14 protein-coding genes and 2 pseudogenes are annotated in these 16,094 nt (G+C 69.2%); 5 read left to right on the plus strand and 11 right to left on the minus strand.

Going from position 1 to position 16,094, the window contains the following annotated elements:
- Positions 1 to 13: 13 nt before the first annotated feature.
- Positions 14 to 610, minus strand: coding sequence for a nucleotide exchange factor GrpE (locus JOE53_RS12415; RefSeq protein WP_204947904.1), 597 nt, complete (start codon positions 608 to 610; stop codon positions 14 to 16).
- A gap of 12 nt (positions 611 to 622) precedes the next feature.
- Entirely contained in the window at positions 623 to 2,494 is a 1,872-nt protein-coding gene (dnaK, locus tag JOE53_RS12420; RefSeq protein ID WP_204947905.1) for a molecular chaperone DnaK, read from the minus strand.
- A gap of 218 nt (positions 2,495 to 2,712) precedes the next feature.
- Between dnaK and JOE53_RS12425 the strand changes: the two genes are divergently transcribed.
- Entirely contained in the window at positions 2,713 to 4,026 is a 1,314-nt protein-coding gene (locus JOE53_RS12425; protein ID WP_204947906.1) for an MFS transporter, read from the plus strand.
- Positions 4,027 to 4,243: 217 nt separating this feature from the next.
- On the opposite strand, the gene JOE53_RS12430 is transcribed toward JOE53_RS12425, so the two are convergent.
- The gene (locus JOE53_RS12430) at positions 4,244 to 6,067 is read right to left on the minus strand and encodes a DEAD/DEAH box helicase (protein ID WP_233449564.1); all 1,824 of its coding nucleotides are present in this window, start codon (positions 6,065 to 6,067) and stop codon (positions 4,244 to 4,246) included.
- 26 nt (positions 6,068 to 6,093) lie between these two features.
- Positions 6,094 to 6,603 (minus strand): DUF427 domain-containing protein, encoded by a 510-nt coding sequence (locus JOE53_RS12435; protein ID WP_204947907.1) that lies wholly within the window; start codon positions 6,601 to 6,603, stop codon positions 6,094 to 6,096.
- Between the two features lie 36 nt (positions 6,604 to 6,639).
- Here JOE53_RS12435 and JOE53_RS12440 point away from each other — a divergent pair, with 36 nt between their 5' ends.
- Positions 6,640 to 7,236: an LON peptidase substrate-binding domain-containing protein gene (locus tag JOE53_RS12440; RefSeq protein ID WP_204947908.1), complete on the plus strand. Its 597-nt coding sequence runs from the start codon at positions 6,640 to 6,642 to the stop codon at positions 7,234 to 7,236.
- On the opposite strand, the pseudogene JOE53_RS12445 reads toward JOE53_RS12440, so the two are convergent.
- Positions 7,233 to 7,775 (minus strand): annotated as a pseudogene (locus JOE53_RS12445) (IS5 family transposase); the annotation flags it as partial. The gene JOE53_RS12440 and the pseudogene JOE53_RS12445 sit on opposite strands and share 4 nt — an antisense overlap.
- 106 nt (positions 7,776 to 7,881) lie before the next feature.
- On the opposite strand from JOE53_RS12445, the gene JOE53_RS12450 reads away from it, so the two are divergent.
- Positions 7,882 to 8,091 (plus strand): hypothetical protein, encoded by a 210-nt coding sequence (locus tag JOE53_RS12450; RefSeq protein ID WP_157557051.1) that lies wholly within the window; start codon positions 7,882 to 7,884, stop codon positions 8,089 to 8,091.
- Here the strand turns inward: JOE53_RS12450 and JOE53_RS12455 are convergent.
- Genes JOE53_RS12455 through JOE53_RS12465 form a run of 3 tightly spaced genes read right to left on the minus strand, consistent with a single transcriptional unit; the run spans position 8,070 to position 11,539 of the window.
- Positions 8,070 to 8,474 (minus strand): VOC family protein, encoded by a 405-nt coding sequence (locus JOE53_RS12455; RefSeq protein WP_061683481.1) that lies wholly within the window; start codon positions 8,472 to 8,474, stop codon positions 8,070 to 8,072. The genes JOE53_RS12450 and JOE53_RS12455 overlap by 22 nt on opposite strands.
- Before the next feature lie 38 nt (positions 8,475 to 8,512).
- On the minus strand, positions 8,513 to 10,033 hold the full coding sequence (locus JOE53_RS12460; protein ID WP_061683480.1) for an amidohydrolase family protein: 1,521 nt from the start codon (positions 10,031 to 10,033) through the stop codon (positions 8,513 to 8,515).
- A gap of 42 nt (positions 10,034 to 10,075) precedes the next feature.
- Positions 10,076 to 11,539, minus strand: coding sequence for a purine-cytosine permease family protein (locus JOE53_RS12465; protein ID WP_061683479.1), 1,464 nt, complete (start codon positions 11,537 to 11,539; stop codon positions 10,076 to 10,078).
- 124 nt (positions 11,540 to 11,663) lie between these two features.
- Here JOE53_RS12465 and JOE53_RS12470 point away from each other — a divergent pair, with 124 nt between their 5' ends.
- Positions 11,664 to 13,205, plus strand: coding sequence for a PucR family transcriptional regulator (locus JOE53_RS12470; RefSeq protein ID WP_061683478.1), 1,542 nt, complete (start codon positions 11,664 to 11,666; stop codon positions 13,203 to 13,205).
- 9 nt (positions 13,206 to 13,214) lie between these two features.
- On the opposite strand, the gene JOE53_RS12475 is transcribed toward JOE53_RS12470, so the two are convergent.
- The 3 genes and pseudogenes from JOE53_RS12475 to JOE53_RS12490 form a co-directional block, all read right to left on the minus strand.
- Entirely contained in the window at positions 13,215 to 14,021 is an 807-nt protein-coding gene (locus JOE53_RS12475) for a methionine synthase (protein WP_233449565.1), read from the minus strand.
- Between the two features lie 70 nt (positions 14,022 to 14,091).
- Entirely contained in the window at positions 14,092 to 14,355 is a 264-nt protein-coding gene (locus JOE53_RS12485; RefSeq protein ID WP_061683477.1) for a hypothetical protein, read from the minus strand.
- Between the two features lie 72 nt (positions 14,356 to 14,427).
- Positions 14,428 to 15,111 (minus strand): annotated as a pseudogene (locus tag JOE53_RS12490) (BCCT family transporter); the annotation flags it as partial.
- 132 nt (positions 15,112 to 15,243) lie between these two features.
- On the opposite strand from JOE53_RS12490, the gene JOE53_RS12495 reads away from it, so the two are divergent.
- Complete coding sequence (locus tag JOE53_RS12495) at positions 15,244 to 15,933, plus strand: sirohydrochlorin chelatase (RefSeq protein WP_061680948.1); 690 nt, start codon at positions 15,244 to 15,246, stop codon at positions 15,931 to 15,933.
- The last annotated feature ends 161 nt before the right edge of the window (positions 15,934 to 16,094 follow it).

The raw sequence follows: 16,094 nt of genomic DNA on the forward strand, positions 1-16,094 counted from the left end.
ACACCTCCTCCCGTCAGTCGGCGGAACCGGCGACGACGACCTTGGCCGGTCGCAGTTCGATCGTGCCCAAGCGGTAGCCGACCTCGACGACGTCGAGGATCGTGCCGTCTTCCACTCCCCCGGGGTTCGGGGCGTGGAAGATCGCCTCGTGCTGCTGCGGGTCGAACATCTCCCCCGCGACGCCGTAGGTCTCGACACCGAGGCGGGCGACCACGCCGCGGAGCTTCTCCGCGATGGCAGCCAGCGGCGAGCCGTCCACGAGGTCACCGTGCTTGTCGGCACGGTCGAGGTCGTCGAGCACCGGCAGCAGCCCCTTGGCGACCGATCCCTTGGCGCGGGCGATCTCCACCTCGCGCTGGTCCTCGGTGCGACGGCGGTAGTTGGCGTACTCGGCCTGCACCCGCTTGAGGTCCAGCAGCAGGTCGCGGTCCTCGGGCGAAGCCTCCGCGACGGCGGCCTCGTCGATCTGCGGCGCGTCCAGGATGTCGTCGACGGTCAGATCGTCGCCCTCGTGCGCGTCCCCCTGCGAGTCGGGGCCGGAGGCGTGCGCCTCCGACCCCTCGTCACCGGGGACTTCGTCGATGGGCTCTTCGAAGTCCTTGTTCGTCATGGCTCGATTCTCTTACTTCTTCTCGTCCTCGTCGTCGACGACCTCGGCGTCGATGACGTCCTCTTCGGGGTTCGGGACACTGCCGTTGCCGGGGTCGGCGACGGTGGGGTCGGCCGGCTCGCCGGCGGCCTGGGCCGAGGCGTAGATGGCCTCACCCAGCTGCTGCTGCGAGGCGTTGAGCTTGTCGAACGCCGTCTTCACGGCATCCTCGTCGTCTCCCGCGAGCGCCGTCTTCAGCGCGTCGACATCGGCCTGCACCGAGGTCTTCACCTCGTCGGGGAGCTTGTCCTCGTTGTCCTTGATGAGCTTCTCGATCGAGTACGAAAGGGTCTCCGCCTGGTTGCGGACCTCGGCGGCCTCGCGGCGCTTCTTGTCCTCCGCGGCGTGCTCCTCGGCTTCGCGCACCATGCGCTCGATGTCCTCCTTCGGCAGCGACGAGCCGCCGGTGATCGTCATCGACTGCTCCTTGCCCGTGCCCTTGTCCTTCGCGGACACGTGCACGATGCCGTTGGCGTCGATGTCGAAGGTGACCTCGATCTGCGGGATGCCGCGGGGCGCGGGCGCGATGCCGGTCAGCTCGAAGGTGCCGAGCGGCTTGTTGTCACGCGTGAACTCGCGCTCGCCCTGGAAGACCTGGATGGCGACCGACGGCTGGTTGTCGTCGGCGGTCGTGAAGGTCTCGCTCCGCTTGGTCGGGATGGCCGTGTTGCGCTCGATGAGCTTGGTCATGATGCCACCCTTGGTCTCGATGCCGAGGCTCAGGGGGGTGACGTCGATGAGCAGCACATCCTTGCGCTCACCCTTGAGGACACCGGCCTGCAGGGCGGCGCCGACGGCGACGACCTCGTCCGGGTTCACGCCCTTGTTGGGCTCCTTGCCACCGGTGAGCTGCTTGACCAGCTCGGTGACCTGCGGCATACGGGTCGATCCACCGACGAGCACGACGTGGTCGATGTCGCCGACCTTGATGCCCGCTTCGGCGATGACGTCGTTGAACGGCTTCTTCGTGCGGTCGAGGAGATCCTTGGTGAGGTCCTCGAACTTGGCACGCGTCAGCGTCTCCGACAGCGACACGGGGCCCGAGTCGGTCAGCGAGAGGTAGGGCAGGTTGATGGAGGTGCTGGTCGAGCTCGACAGCTCCTTCTTGGCCTGCTCGGCCGCCTCCTTCAGACGCTGGAGGGCGATCTTGTCGCCCGAGACGTCGACGCCGGTGGTGTCCTTGAACTGCTTGATGAGGTAGTCGACGATGCGCTGGTCCCAGTCGTCGCCTCCGAGGCGGTTGTCGCCCGCGGTGGCACGCACCTGAATGGTCGAGAAGTCGTCGTCCTTGCCCACCTCGAGCAGGGACACGTCGAACGTTCCACCACCGAGGTCGAACACCAGGATGAGCTCGTCCTCCTTGCCCTTGTCGAGGCCGTAGGCGAGGGCCGCGGCGGTCGGCTCGTTGATGATGCGCAGGACGTTGAGGCCCGCGATCTCGCCGGCATCCTTGGTGGCCTGACGCTCGGCGTCGTTGAAGTAGGCCGGGACCGTGATGACCGCGTCGGTCACGCTGTCGCCCAGGTAGGTCTCGGCGTCGCGCTTGAGCTTCTGGAGGATGCGGGCGGAGATCTCCTGCGGCGTGTACTGCTTGCCGTCGATCGGCTGCGTCTTCCAGTCGGTGCCCATGTGGCGCTTGACGGAGGACAGGGTGCGGTCGACGTTGGTGACGGCCTGGCGCTTCGCGGTCTCGCCGACGAGCACCTCCCCGTCCTTGGTGAACGCGACCACCGACGGGGTGGTGCGGAAGCCCTCGGCGTTGGTGATGACCTTCGGCTCGCCACCCTCGAGGACGGAGACGACGGAGTTCGTCGTCCCGAGGTCGATACCCACTGCACGTGCCATTGTGTTCCCTTTCGTGAAACGGATCTGAGGAAGTCTGCGGGGTTGAGTCTTAACGGCTCAACTTCGATGTGTTCCACGATAGTCGCGGCATCCCCGACTGTCAAACGCAAGTTGATATGAATCGGCTCAACTTTTCGACCGGATGCCGGGAGTAACGTGACCTGCACGCGCGACGACGCGCCACCCGGTGTTCACCGAAGGGACATAACGTGACGAACATGTCACTGCCCGACCTGCCCGCTCCCACGACGATGACTCCCCCGACGGCGACCTCTCGTCGCGCTGTCATCGCGTGGGGGCTGTGGGACTGGGGCTCGGCTTCGATCAACGCGGTCGCGACCTCTTTCGTGTTCACCGTGTATCTCACCGGCAGCGCCTTCGGTGACGCGACGACCACGTCGCAAGCCCTGTCGCTGGCCCTCACCCTCGCCGGCCTGGTCGTACTCATCACGGCGCCGATCACCGGACAACGCTCGGACGCCTCGGCCCATCGCAAGCGCTGGCTGGGCATCAACACCGGCGTGGTCGTGCTCATGCTGGCCCTGATGATCTTCGTCCGCGAAGACACCGCCTACCTGTGGTTCGGGCTCACGCTGCTCGCGGTCGGCACCGTCTTCTACGAACTGGCGAGCGTGAACTACAACGCGATGCTCTCCCAGATCTCCACACCGCGCACGGTGGGCAAGGTCTCCGGCTTCGGCTGGGGGATGGGGTACCTCGGCGGCATCGTGCTGCTGCTGGTGCTCTACTTCGGGCTCATCAAGCCCGAGGTAGGACTGTTCGGCGTCACGGGGGCCGACGGCATGGCTGTGCGCGTGTCGATGCTCCTCGCCGCGATCTGGTTCGCCGTGTCGGCCCTGCCCCTGCTGTTCGCGGTGCCGGAGAACACGCCGTCGACGCCCGGCGCGGCGCGCATCGGCTTCTTCGCCTCATACCGCGTGCTCTTCGGGACGGTCGCCTCGCTGTGGCGCGAGAGTCGTACGACCGTGTGGTTCCTGCTCGCCAGCGCGATCTTCCGCGACGGTCTCACGGGAGTGTTCACCTTCGTCGGAGTGCTGGCGACCGGTACGTTCGGGCTCACCGCCGCGGACGTCCTCATCTTCGCCATCGCCGCCAACGTCGTGGCGGGCATCGTGACCATGGCATCGGGCTTCTTCGACGACCGGTTCGGACCGAAGCCGGTCATGATCGTCTCGCTCGTCGCGCTCGTGGTCGGCGGCATCCTGATCTTCGTCCTCCACGACGGAGGGCCCGCCGTGTTCTGGGGCCTCGGCCTCGCGATGGCGATGTTCGTCGGCCCGGCCCAGTCCGCGTCGCGTACGTTCCTGGCCCGCAGCATCCCCACCGGTCGCGAGGGAGAGGTCTTCGGCCTCTATGCGACGACCGGCCGCGCCGCCGTCTTCTTGGCCCCGATGATGTTCGGCGTCTTCGTCACGCTCGGAGGCCATCAGTACTGGGGCGTGCTCGGGCTCGTCGCCGTGCTGCTCGTCGGGCTGGCGCTGCTGATCCCCGTGCGTCCGCCCGCCCGCTGATCACCACTCCGGCGCAGCCCGCCGCGCCCCTCACCGGGCCCCGATGGCCGCGCGCGGCTCAGTCGCCCGCCGACCTGCCGACCGACGCGCCTGCCCGCCCGAACTGCAAGGCGAGCAGCGCGACACCCCGCGGTGCGACTGACCCAGGCGGCGCGTCGCCGGTGATCCCTTGCAGTTGCGCCAGCGACTCGGGCGCCGGCGGGATGCCGAGCCGCGCTCAGTCGCGGCGCGGGCGCCGATCGCCGCGGTCGTCACGGTCGCGGTCCGGACGCTTGGCGGAGCGCTGGAAGCGGTCGGGCTTGATCTCGATCAGGCGACCGCTGATGCGGGTGCCCTCCAGCCGCTGGAGCGTCTCGCGGGGAAGGTCGGCGGGCAGTTCGACCAGCGAGAAGTCGGGACGGATCTGGATCGCGCCGAAGTCCTCGCGGCGAAGACCGCCTTCATTGGCGAGCGCTCCCACGATCTGACGCGGCTCGACCTTGTGCCGACGACCGACCTCGATGCGGTAGGTCGCGGTCGGGCCTCCCGAGCGACGGCGATCGTCGCGGCGGGGCCGGTCGTCGCGGTCGCGGTCGCTGCGGTCGCGTCCGCGGTCGTCGCGCTCGAACCGTTCGCGGCGCGCCGGCGCGGGCGGGTCCTCGTCCAGCAGCAGCGGGGTCTCCCCCTGTGCGACGACGGCGAGCGCCGCTGCGACATCCGCCTCGGGCACGTCGTGGTGGGTGACGTAGTGGTTGATGATGTCGCGGAAGCGGTCGATGCGCTCGGTCTCGGCGAGGGCCGCCGTGATGGCGTCGTCGAAGCGGGTCAGACGCGTCGCGTTGACGTCGTCGGCACTGGGCAGCGCCATCTCGGTGAGGGGCTGGCGCGTGGCCTTCTCGATCGACGCCAGCATGCGGCGCTCGCGCGGCGTCACGAAGCTGATCGCGTCGCCCGAGCGGCCCGCGCGGCCGGTGCGGCCGATGCGGTGGACGTACGACTCGGTGTCGATGGGCAGATCGAAGTTGACGACGTGGCTGATGCGCTCGACGTCGAGGCCGCGCGCGGCGACATCGGTCGCGACCAGGATGTCGAGCTTGCCGTCCTTGAGCTGATTGACGGTCCGCTCGCGTTGCGCCTGCGCGACGTCGCCGTTGATGGCGGCCGCCGCATAGCCGCGGGCGCGCAGCTTCTCGGCGAGGGTCTCGGTCTCGTTCTTGGTGCGGGTGAAGACGATCATGCCCTCGAAGTTCTCGACCTCGAGGATGCGGGTGAGCGCATCGACCTTCTGCGGGTACGACACGATCAGGTAGCGCTGCGTGATGTTCGTCGCGGTCGAGGTCTTCGCCTTGACGTTGATCTCCTCGGCATCCTTCAGATACGTGCCGGCGAGGCGGCGGATCTGCGCAGGCATGGTCGCGGAGAAGAGCGCGACCTGCTTGCCGGCGGGGGTGTCGGCGAGGATCGTCTCGACATCCTCGGCGAAGCCCATCTTCAGCATCTCGTCGGCCTCGTCGAGCACGAGGAAGCGCAGTTCGGAGAGGTCGAGCGTGCCCTTGTCGAGGTGGTCCATGATGCGACCGGGCGTACCGACGACGATGTGCACGCCGCGGCGGAGCGCCGACAGCTGCTGCCCGTAGCCCTGGCCGCCGTAGACCGGCAGCACGTGCACGCCGCGCAGGTGACCCGCGTAGGACTCGAAGGCTTCGCACACCTGCAGCGCGAGCTCGCGCGTGGGGGCGAGCACGAGCGCCTGCGGCGTCTTCTGTGCGAGGTCGAGCTGCGAGAGGATCGGCAGTGCGAAGGCCGCCGTCTTGCCCGTGCCGGTCTGCGCGGTGCCCAGCACGTCGCGGCCGGCGAGCAGCGGCGGGATCGTCGCCGCCTGGATCGCCGACGGCGTCTCGTAGCCGACATCCTTCAGCGCCTTCAGCACGGCGGCGTCGAGGCCGAGATCGGCGAAGCCGGGGGTCGACGGGATGTCGGTGGATGCCGCGGAGTCGGCGTCGGCCTGGGTGTCGGGCGCGGGCGCGGCCTCGAGGGGATCGGTCAAGCTGTCAGAGGCCATACACCCACGGTAGCCGTCCGGCGCCGTCACCACCCCATCGAACCCGGGATGCCCTTGTACGGGCCGAGCACGTTCGCCGTGATCCAGCCGCCGTAGAAGCCACCCGGCTGCGGCGTGACGACTTCCCCATCGACCGTGCACGCGTCCATCGCGGCGGCGTAGACCGCCACCCGGTCGCTCAGCGCCGCGTACCCCGGCGCGGGATGCGGATAGTTCCACGCGGCCTGTGCCCGCGTGATGCCACCGCCGACCACGTCGAGATAGCGCGCGGCGCCCTTGAACTCGCAGAACGACGACCCCTCGGCATCCACGAGGGAGCCCGGCGCGAGGTCGGCGATCGGAAGGTAGTAGACGGGCGGGTGGCTCGTCTCGAGCACGCGCACGGCATCGTGGGTGTCGGCGATGAGCTGGCCGCCGAGACGGATGGTCACACGCACGGACACCGGCTCGACGCGCGGCGGGCGCGGATAGTCCCAGACCGACTCCTGTCCGGGGCCGGGAACGTGGGGGCGGATCGATGCGGGAAGGCGAGGCACGCGCCCACTGTACGTCCGTCGGTGTTGACTGGGCGCATGACCGTCATGCCGATGTTCCCTCTCGGATCGGTGCTCTTTCCCCACACACCCCTGCCGCTGCGCGTCTTCGAGCCGCGCTACCTGCGCCTGATGGGCGAACTGCTCGACAGCGATGATCCGCAGTTCGGGGTCGTCCTCATCGACCGCGGGCACGAGACCGGCGGCGGCGACCAGCGCTCCGGCATCGGCGCACTGGCCCGCCTGGTCGATGTCGCCGCCGGCGCCGATGCCCTCCACGTGGTCGCCATCGGCACCGACCGCTTCACCGTCGACCGCTGGCTCGACGACGACCCGTACCCCCGGGCGGAGGTCTCGCTGCAGGAGCCGCTGGCCTGGAACGACGCGCTGACGCCGCTGCGCACCGAGGCCGAGGCCATCGTGCGCCGCGTGCTCGGCCGCTTTCCCGATGCCCCGTGGGGTCCGGACATCGAGCTGTCGGCGGATCCGGTCGCCGCCGCCTGGCAGATCGCCGCGATCGCTCCCCTGGTCGAGTACGACCAGCAGCGGCTGCTACGGGCAACGACCATGGGAGGGCTGCTTCAGCAGATCATCGATCTGACGCTCGAGGTCGACGAGATCTGGCCGACGACCTAGGGCGTGTCTGACAAAGTCTTGGTCCAGGCGAGGACGGCGTTGAGGACGACGGCAGCGCGGTAGACGACGGCGTGTTTGTCGTAGCGGGTGGCGAGGCCGCGCCATTGCTTGATGTGGCAGTAGCGGCGCTCGATGACGTTGCGGTTCTTGTAGTCGTCGGCGTCGAGTTCGACAAGTCTGCCTCCGCGTGACCCGCGACGCTTGCGATGGCCCTTCTGGTCGTCGGGTTCGGGAATGACGGCCCTGATCCCGCGGGAGCGGAGATGGCCGCGGATCGCGCGAGACGAGTAGGCCTTGTCGGCACGCACGGAGTCCGGGCGGGTGCGGGGCCGGCCAACATCCCGGCCGACCCGCAGCTGTGCCATCAGCGGCAGGAACATCGGCGAGTCGCCCGCCTGACCCGGAGTGATCAGCGTAACCAGCGGGAGTCCGTTGCCGTCCACCAGCTGATGGATCTTCGTCGACAGGCCGCCGCGGGAGCGGCCGATGCCGTGATCAGGCGGCTCTTCCCGCAGATTCTTGTAACTCGATCCAGCCGGTGCCCGAAGTGCGACCGGGGTGCCGCGCTCGTCAGATCGGATCCCTCACGACCATCTGGGGTTCCCGAGCGGCCCTCGTCGTCGCCTCGGCACCCGGCATCCTGACGTGGTCGGACACCGCGATCACCGTCGCCATGGATGTCTCGTCGCCACGACGTATACCGACGGCGAGGTCGTGGGCACGATCACCTGGACCGCGGGGCCGAACACGACGACGGCCGACGTCGTCGTGTCGGGCGACATCGAGCCGCCGACCGAGTGGTGGCGTCTCACCCACCCGGGGCAACTGGGCGGTCAGGCGTCGGCAGGCGAGTAGCCGATCAGCCAGGTCACGCCGAACCCGTCGCGCACCTGCCCGTCGACATCGCCCCACGGCCGCTCCCCCATGGCCTCGACGATGTTTCCCGTCGCGGCGAGCGCGTCGAACCATCGCCGGGACGTCGCCGCGTCGCCGGCACCGAGCAGCGCGAAGAGCACCCCGTGCACCTGGACGGATGCGGCGCCGTCGGCCGCATCCGAGCCGAACAGATCGACGGGGCCGCGCAGCTCGCCGTGCGCGATCCACGACGGAGCGCCGTCCCGGCGGCCGAACTCGGCGAAGGTGTGGAGCTCCAGCTCACCGCCGAAGACGTCGCGGTAGGTCTTCAGCGCATCCGCGGCGATGCCGGCGAACTGCAGGTACGGGACGGGTGCGGCCATTCCGGCAGGCTACCGCCCGTCTCCGACCCGCGGCGGGATCAGACGAGCCAGGCACGCTCATCGCCGCTGAAGCGGTTGACGGCGCCCGGAGTGGACGTCGCACGCTCGTACATGCGCGCGAGCCCTGGCATCACCGCCTGGTTGCGCTCGTCGAGGCGGTCCTGACGCTCGATGATCTCGTCGAGACGCTCGGCGAGCTCGGCCCGCGCGGCGCGCTCGTCGACCGTGATCACCTCGCCGCCGGCGACGACGACGCGCCCCTGCACCATGACGATGTCGATCGAGGAGCCGTTCTCGGAGTAGACGAGTTGCAGATCGAGCTTCTGACGAGGTGTGAACGCCATGGTCTCGAGGTCGTAGATCACGAGATCCGCCTGCTTGCCGACCTCGAGCGAGCCCACGACGTCGTCGAGCACGGCGCTGCGCGCTCCCCCGATCGTGGCTGCGGCCAGCACCTCGGCGACCGTGGGCCACTGGTCGATGTCCGGCTCGGTCACCTTGTGCAGGAGAGCCGCGGTCTTGACGACATCCAGCATCCGCGGCGAATCGCTGCTCGAGCAGCCGTCCGTGCCCAGCCCGAGGTTGACGCCGGCGTTCTGCAGCTTGCGCCACGCGGCGATCCCCGAACCGAGCTTGAGGTTGGAGATGGGGTTGTGGGAGATGGAGGTGCCTGCCGCGGCGACCGTCTGCATGTCGGCATCCGTGAGCCAGATCCCGTGCGCGAGCGTCGTGTTGGGTGAGAGCGCACCGATCGACGCCATGTAGGAGACGAGGCTGCCGCCGTACGACTCGTCTCCGGTGACCAGTTGCGTCTTGGTCTCGAGCACGTGGATGTGGCACTCCGCCGCGAACTCGAGCGCCATCTCGGTCGCCCCGGTCAGCAGTGCCGGCTCGCACCGCTGCGGGGCGGAGGGCGCGACCATGAACCGCAGCCGGCCGTTCGCGCGACCGTGGTGCGCGGCGAAGGCCTCGCGGGCGAACCTCAGATACTCCTCGGTGGACGGCACGTGCGCGGAGCGGATCTCACGCACCACGTCGTCGGGCAGGTACTCCTCGGCGAAGGGCACCGTGTCGAGGAACGGGCGGTTGATGACATGTCCCGAGATGTTCGCCCGCACGCCCAGCTGTTCATAGGCGTCGAAGACCGCGGCGAGCTGCTCGTGGTCCTGCCCCGGGGTCTCGAGCACGTCGTCGACGAGCGTCGTGACCCCCGCCTTGAGCGACTCGATGCCGAAGAGGGTCGTGCGAAGACGCACGAGGTCCGGCGCGACGCGGCTGTCGCCGAGGATCGGATACGACATCGCCATCCACATCTCCAGCGGCAGATTGTCGTAGCGACCCTTGTAGAACATCTCCCACGAGTGGGTGTGCGCGTTCACGAAACCGGGTGCGACCAGGCGGTCGCGACCCTCGATGATCTCGTCGTGCGGATCGGGCTTGAGGTGCTCGCCGATCGCGACGATGACACCGTCGGCGATGCGGATGCTGCGCACGAGCGGAGTACTGCCCGAGATCGGGTCCATGGTGATGACGTGTGCGTCGCGGATGAAGGTGCTCATGGTGGTCTCCGTCGAGGGTGGGGCGAGGCGGGGCGGGGATCCTCAGCGGGTGGGTACGGTCTCGCGGGGCTCGGCCGCATCGGTGAACTGCTGCGCCGCGACCCAGCGCTTGTGGCTGGTGCGGGCCAGCAGCCAGTAGGTGAGGCCGGCGGAGACACCGCCGGTGAGCCAGGAGATGTCGAGGCCACCGAGCGCCTGCGAGCCGAGGCCCTGCAGCGCCGGCACCATGCCGTTGAGGAACAGCCAGGTGAAGACGATCCCGACGAAGAAGGCGATCAATGCGCGCGGGTTGACGTCGGGCAGACGCGTCGATCCGACGGCGTCGAACAGGTGGTCGAACCGGCGAGAGCGGCGCTCGAAGATGCCGTAGTGCACGAGCATGATCGCCCCCCACGTGGCCACCCAGCCGACGACGCCGACCAGCCACGCGTCGAGGGTCTGTGCCGCATCTTCCTGGAAGATGAAGAAGACGGTGGCCGCGAGCGAAAGCACGCCGACGAGGATAATGAGGGCCTTGCGGCCGACCTTGAGGTCGAGCGCCTGGGCGGCGACGCTGAAGCTGTAGATGTTGAGCACGTTGGTCGCGATGGGCCCGTGCAGCACGAGGAGCAGGACCGGGATGGCGAGGGCGCCGAAGTTCTCGACGATGAGCTGGCCGGGATCGACCGTGCCGTTCTTCGTGGCGAGAGACGCTCCGAGCAGGCCGAGCCAGATGACGGGGATGAACTGCCCCAGGGCGCTTGCGAGATAGAGCTTGCGACGAGGCACGCTCGTGCTGATGAAGCGCGAGTAGTCTGCCGCGTAGGTCAGCCAGGTGATGCCCCAGCCGATGCCGATGGCGGTCATCACGGCCGACATCGCGACGATGCGGTCGCCGCCGGAGAGCTCCGCACCTGCGGGGCCCGCGTAGCCCCAGTCGATGTCGAGGAAGAACCACGCCACGATCGACATGATCACCAGCACGAGCACGGTCGGGGGCACCGTCCACCGCTCGAACGCCGCGATCGCCTTGTAGCCGGCGAGCGCCACGCCCACCTGGATCGCCATGATGAGGGCGGCGATGCCGATCTTCCAGCCGACGTTCGCCTGGGTCGGATCCAGCCATCCCAGCTCGCCGAGCAGGGCCGTCACGAGGTCGAGGACGATCCACGTGTTGACGGCGCACCATCCGATGACCACGACCGACTGGATTACCGAGGGCAGATAGTTGCCACGGCGACCGAACACGGCGCGGCCGAGGAGCATGCCGGTGACACCGGTCTTCTGGCCGAACAGCACGAAGATGCCGAACAGGCCCATGCCGATCAGGTTGCCGATCACGAGCACGAGCATCGTGTCGAGCAGGCCGAGACCCATGCTGATGCCGAGGGCTCCCAGCACCCAGTTGATGGGAGCGATGTTGGCCCCCATCCAGATCCAGAACTGGCCCGACACGCGGGTCGTACGGGCGGATTCGGGGATCGGCTGGAGTGTCTCTTCGATGTCGTGCGGGCTGGCAGAAGACATGGGCGGTGTCCTTCTCGCGAGGTGGAGCGATCAGTGGAGCGGGTCGCCACCCAGCATGCGGCGGCGGTGTTACCGCGCTCGCGGCGCTCTGTAAACTCACGGTAACGGCGAATGGACAGAATGTATGCCCCTCCAGCTCGATCAGATCCTCACGGACGCCGTCGTCCAGAAGACCGAACCCGAACTCGTGTGCGGCACCGCATCCGACGTGGATGTGCGCTGGGTGCACGCGAGCGAACAACTCGACATCGCCCCGCTCCTGCGCGGCGGAGAGCTCATCCTCATGGAGGGGGTCAACCTCGCCACGGCGGATGCGGCGGAGCTTCGGACCTACGTCAACACCCTGGTCGCACGCGACATCGCCGCGCTCGCCGTCGAGACGACGCCGCGGCTCCCCCGCATCCCGGAGGCTCTCCTGGAGCACGCTCAGGCGAGCGGTCTGCCCGTGATCCACCTGCGGTACCGGGTGCCGTTCGTGCAGATCTGCGAGAGCATCAACAGCCAGCTCGCCGATGTGAGCCTGCGGCGTCTGCGCATCGCCGATCAGATCTCCCTCGCCCTCTCCGAGGCGATCGAGAAGCTGGCGAGCATCGACCAGCTCCTCTCCCTCATCCGCGACCAGGCGAACTCCTCGGCGCAGCTCACGTCGCTGTCGGGTCAGACCCTGGGCGTCGCGCTCGTGGACACCGAGACCGCGTCGCTCGGCATCGAGTACACCGCACCCGTGTCATTCGGGGGCACGGTCGTCGCAACGCTGACGCTGCGCCCGGCGGCGGACGCCGACATCCACCTCATCTCGGGTGCGCTCTCACGGGCACCCGAGATCCTCGCCATCGCGCTGCTGCGCACGCATCCGCTCTCACCGCACGACCGGCGGCGCAGTCGCTTCATCTCACTGCTCGCGTCGAGCGGGCCGCGTACGTCCGCCGCCGAGCACGCGCGCGAGCTCACGACACTCGCCGTACGGCTGGGGTTCGAGCCCGACGACCGATTCATCCCGTTCGTCGTCGAACTCGACGACTCGTCGAACGTCGCGGCGGTACAGGACGCGATCGCCCGCATCTCGTCGCGTTCGACCGGGCAGTTCGCCGACGGCCAGTACGTCGGAATCGTGGGGTTCGCCCCGTCATGGGACGCGCAGAACGTGCGCGACGCGATGACGGACGCCCTGCGACGCCTCGCCGACCGCGGCGGCGTGCGCGCCGCGGTCGGGCCCACCAGCGCGAGCGTGGACCGCGCGGTGCGAGCCGTGCGATCCGCGCGGGAGAGCGTGCCGTACGTCTCCGATGCGGATCGGGTCGTGGATGCGGCGAGCATCGCCGTGACGCGCCTCTGGCCGCTGCTGTCGCAGATCGAGCCCGTCGCCGAGTTCATCGACGAGCAGATCGGCGCGCTGCTCGATCGGGACGCGGTCTCGCACGGCGAGCTGTTCGACACGCTGCGCGCATTGGCCGAGAATCTCGGCAGCAAGACGGATGCGGCCGCATCCCTCGGCATCCATCGACAGACCTTCTACCAGCGCTTCGAGCGCATCACGGCCCTCCTCGGTCCGCTCGAGCCGGGGTCGGCCCGGATCGGCGCCGTGCTCACCGCGGTGTTCCTCGAGCGAGCACGCCGACAGGCCGCGGCTGCGGCCGGCGCGAAGCAGGATGCGGCGAACACGTGACGGCGGGGGTCAGCCCTGCTCCGCTCGCACGATGGCGGCCCCGGTGCTCATCGCGCTGAGCTTCGCGAGCGCCACGTCGCGTGGCAGCGGCGCCATGCCGCAGTTGGTGCTGGGCATCAGCTTGTCGGCATCGACGTGACGCAGTGCCTCACGGAGGGTGCCGGCGACCTCCTCGGGCGTCTCGATCTCGTCGGTGGCGACATCGATCGCGCCGAGCATGACCTTCTTGCCGCGCAGGAGTTCGATGAGCTCCATCGGAACGCGGGAGCCGTGGCTCTCCAGCGACACGATGTCGATCGCCGAACGCTGCAGGAGCGGGAAGGACTCCTCATACTGACGCCATTCGGAGCCCAGCGTCTGCTTCCATCGGGTGTTGGCCTCGATCCCGTAGCCGTAGCAGATGTGCGCGACGGTCTCGGCCCGCAGCCCCTCGGCCGCGCGCTCCAGCGTCGCCACTCCCCAGTCGCGCATCTCGTCGAAGAAGACGTTGAAGGCCGGTTCATCGAACTGGATGACGTCGACGCCCGCCGCCTCGAGCTCTCTGGCCTCCTCGTTGAGGATGACCGCGAACTCCCACGCCAGCTTTTCGCGGCTTCGGTAGTGGCGGTCGGCGAGCGTGTCGATCATCGTCATGGGGCCGGGAAGCGCCCACTTCAGCGGGCGATCCGTCTGCTGACGCAGGAAGCGCGCGTCGTCGACGAAGACGGGCCTGGACCGACTCACGGCGCCCACGACGGTGGGCACACTGGCGTCGTAACGGTCGCGGATGCGCAGGGCCGCAACGTCATCGAGCGCCGCTACTGCCACATCAAGCAATGGCGAGGACTCGCCACCCGCTACGACAAACTCGCGATCACCTACCGGGCCGCTGTCATCCTCAACGCCGTCATCGCCTGGACCCGGCAATTGTCAGACATGCCCTAGGTGTGGTGCCTCGGGCGTGTTGCTGAAGACTCTCGGTCGTGTCGCGTGTGTCCAGCCGGCCGGCCCTGACGACGACGTCGTGTGCGATCTCGGCAACGGATCGGCCGTCGGTGGCGGTGCGCGAGACGGCGCTGTCCGCGGCGCTCAGTTCCGTGACCTGCAGGATGCTGACCGTGTCGGCGAAGATGAGTCGCCAGTAGCCGATGGCTCGGCAGCTCGTCCACATGGGCGTATCGTTCCGCATCCGCTCATGTCCTCGCGTGGCGCGAGCTCTCACCTAGTCGATGTGAGCCGCGCGTCAGCGCCGTTGGCGGCGCCACCACCCCGGCATCCGCACGCCCTCCTCGTTGCCGCTCTCGACGTCGAGGCCGTAGTGCTCGCCGACGTAGTCGACGAGCTGGGCCCGCTCGGCGCGGGCGTACACGCGACGCTCCCGGCGGAAGGCGATGATCGTCGACCAGCAGATGAGCAGCATGACGACGCTGAACGGCAGGGCGATGGTGATCGCCGCCGTCTGCAGCGCGGACAGTCCGCCGGCCAGCAGCAGCGCGATCGCGAGAGCCGCCGTCGCGATGAGCACGATGGCGCCGATCGTGAGCAGCTGGCCGGCGGGAAGGTGGGCGAACAGCTGGAACAGCGCACCCTGGAGGTCCACCGTGCCGTCGGGCAGCAGCATCGAGCCGGGAGCGGTGAGCTCCTGGTACAGCGCCGATCCGCCCAGCACGGCGAACCACAGCACCCCGACCAGGGTCGGCACGATCAGCACGCCCAGCACGAACTCCCGCACCGTGCGCCCCTTGCTGACGCGCGCGATGAAGATGCCGACGAACGGCGCCCAGGAGATCCACCACCCCCAGTAGAACGACGTCCACGCCGCCTGCCACTGCTCCCCCGCCTCGCCCTGGAAGGCGCTCACGGTGAAGCTCAGGCCGACGAAGTTCTGGAGGTAGGCACCGATCGACTGCACCCATTCGCGCGCGAGGGGGGTGGGATGCCGGTGCGGCGTCCCACCCCCTCGTTCGCGACTCAGGAGATCCCTCCGCCTCATCGCCCGGGCCCGCCGCCCGGCCCCTCGCGGCTCGTGCCCGCACCGTGAGCGGAGGACAATGACGGCATGGCAACCCTCCTGGCGATCTCGCATGGCACCGGCGACCGGGCCGGGCAGGCGGCGGTCGCCGCGCTCGTCGCCGCCGTCGCGGAGCGCCTGCCGGACGCGGACGTGCGCCTCGGTCACGTCGACGTGCAGCAGCCCGACGTCCCGGCCGCCCTCGCCGCGCTGCCGGCACGCCCCGTGACGCTCGTGCCGCTGCTGCTGTCGGCGGGCTACCACGTCCGGGTCGACCTCACGCGGGCGATCGCGCAACGGGGCGACGTCACGATCGCACCGGCGCTCGGCCCGGACCCGCGCCTCGTGGACGTGCTGCTCACCCGTCTCGCCGACGCCGGCCACGGTGCCGGGGTGGAGGCGGCCGACGTGGTGCTCGCCGTCGCGGGATCCAGCGACGAGCGGGCGAACGAGGACTGCCGCACCGTCGCCCGGCTGCTGGCCGGACGGCTCGGTCGCCCGGTCCGGGTCGGCTTCCTCGCCGCCGCCGAACCGCGCCTGCGCGCCGCGGTGGCCGATGCCCGCGCATCCGGCCGCCCGGTCATCGTCGCGACCTACCTCCTCGCACCGGGCTACTTCCACGACCTCGCGGTGCGCGAGGCCGCGGGCGCCGTCGTCGCCCGTCCGCTGCTGGATGCCGATCCGCCGGCCCCCGCCCTGGTCGAGCTCGTCGTCGATCGCTACCGCAGCGCGATCTGACCCGCACAGCACAGTCGCCGCACGGTCCGCGGCCACGTGACGCCGCATTACGGACAGTGACGGATCGTGTCATCCGCCGCACCGCCCGGCGACGCCGCTCCCTACTCTCGCGGAGGGGAGATGCCTCGGGGCGTCCCGCACCGATGCGGTCGCCGACCGCA

Source organism: Microbacterium laevaniformans (assembly GCF_016907555.1).
Classification (GTDB): Bacteria; Actinomycetota; Actinomycetes; order Actinomycetales; family Microbacteriaceae; genus Microbacterium; species Microbacterium laevaniformans.

Excerpts from the sequence above, each read along its gene's own strand:
- JOE53_RS12415 (WP_204947904.1), bottom strand. The coding sequence starts at position 610 with ATGACGAACAAGGACTTCGAAGAGCCCATCGACGAAGTCCCCGGTGAC.
- dnaK (WP_204947905.1), bottom strand. The coding sequence starts at position 2,494 with ATGGCACGTGCAGTGGGTATCGACCTCGGGACGACGAACTCCGTCGTC.
- JOE53_RS12425 (WP_204947906.1), top strand. The coding sequence starts at position 2,713 with ATGTCACTGCCCGACCTGCCCGCTCCCACGACGATGACTCCCCCGACG.
- JOE53_RS12430 (WP_233449564.1), bottom strand. The coding sequence starts at position 6,067 with ATGGCCTCTGACAGCTTGACCGATCCCCTCGAGGCCGCGCCCGCGCCC.
- JOE53_RS12440 (WP_204947908.1), top strand. The coding sequence starts at position 6,640 with ATGACCGTCATGCCGATGTTCCCTCTCGGATCGGTGCTCTTTCCCCAC.
- JOE53_RS12455 (WP_061683481.1), bottom strand. The coding sequence starts at position 8,474 with ATGGCCGCACCCGTCCCGTACCTGCAGTTCGCCGGCATCGCCGCGGAT.
- JOE53_RS12460 (WP_061683480.1), bottom strand. The coding sequence starts at position 10,033 with ATGAGCACCTTCATCCGCGACGCACACGTCATCACCATGGACCCGATC.
- JOE53_RS12465 (WP_061683479.1), bottom strand. The coding sequence starts at position 11,539 with ATGTCTTCTGCCAGCCCGCACGACATCGAAGAGACACTCCAGCCGATC.
- JOE53_RS12470 (WP_061683478.1), top strand. The coding sequence starts at position 11,664 with ATGCCCCTCCAGCTCGATCAGATCCTCACGGACGCCGTCGTCCAGAAG.
- JOE53_RS12485 (WP_061683477.1), bottom strand. The coding sequence starts at position 14,355 with ATGTGGACGAGCTGCCGAGCCATCGGCTACTGGCGACTCATCTTCGCC.
- JOE53_RS12495 (WP_061680948.1), top strand. The coding sequence starts at position 15,244 with ATGGCAACCCTCCTGGCGATCTCGCATGGCACCGGCGACCGGGCCGGG.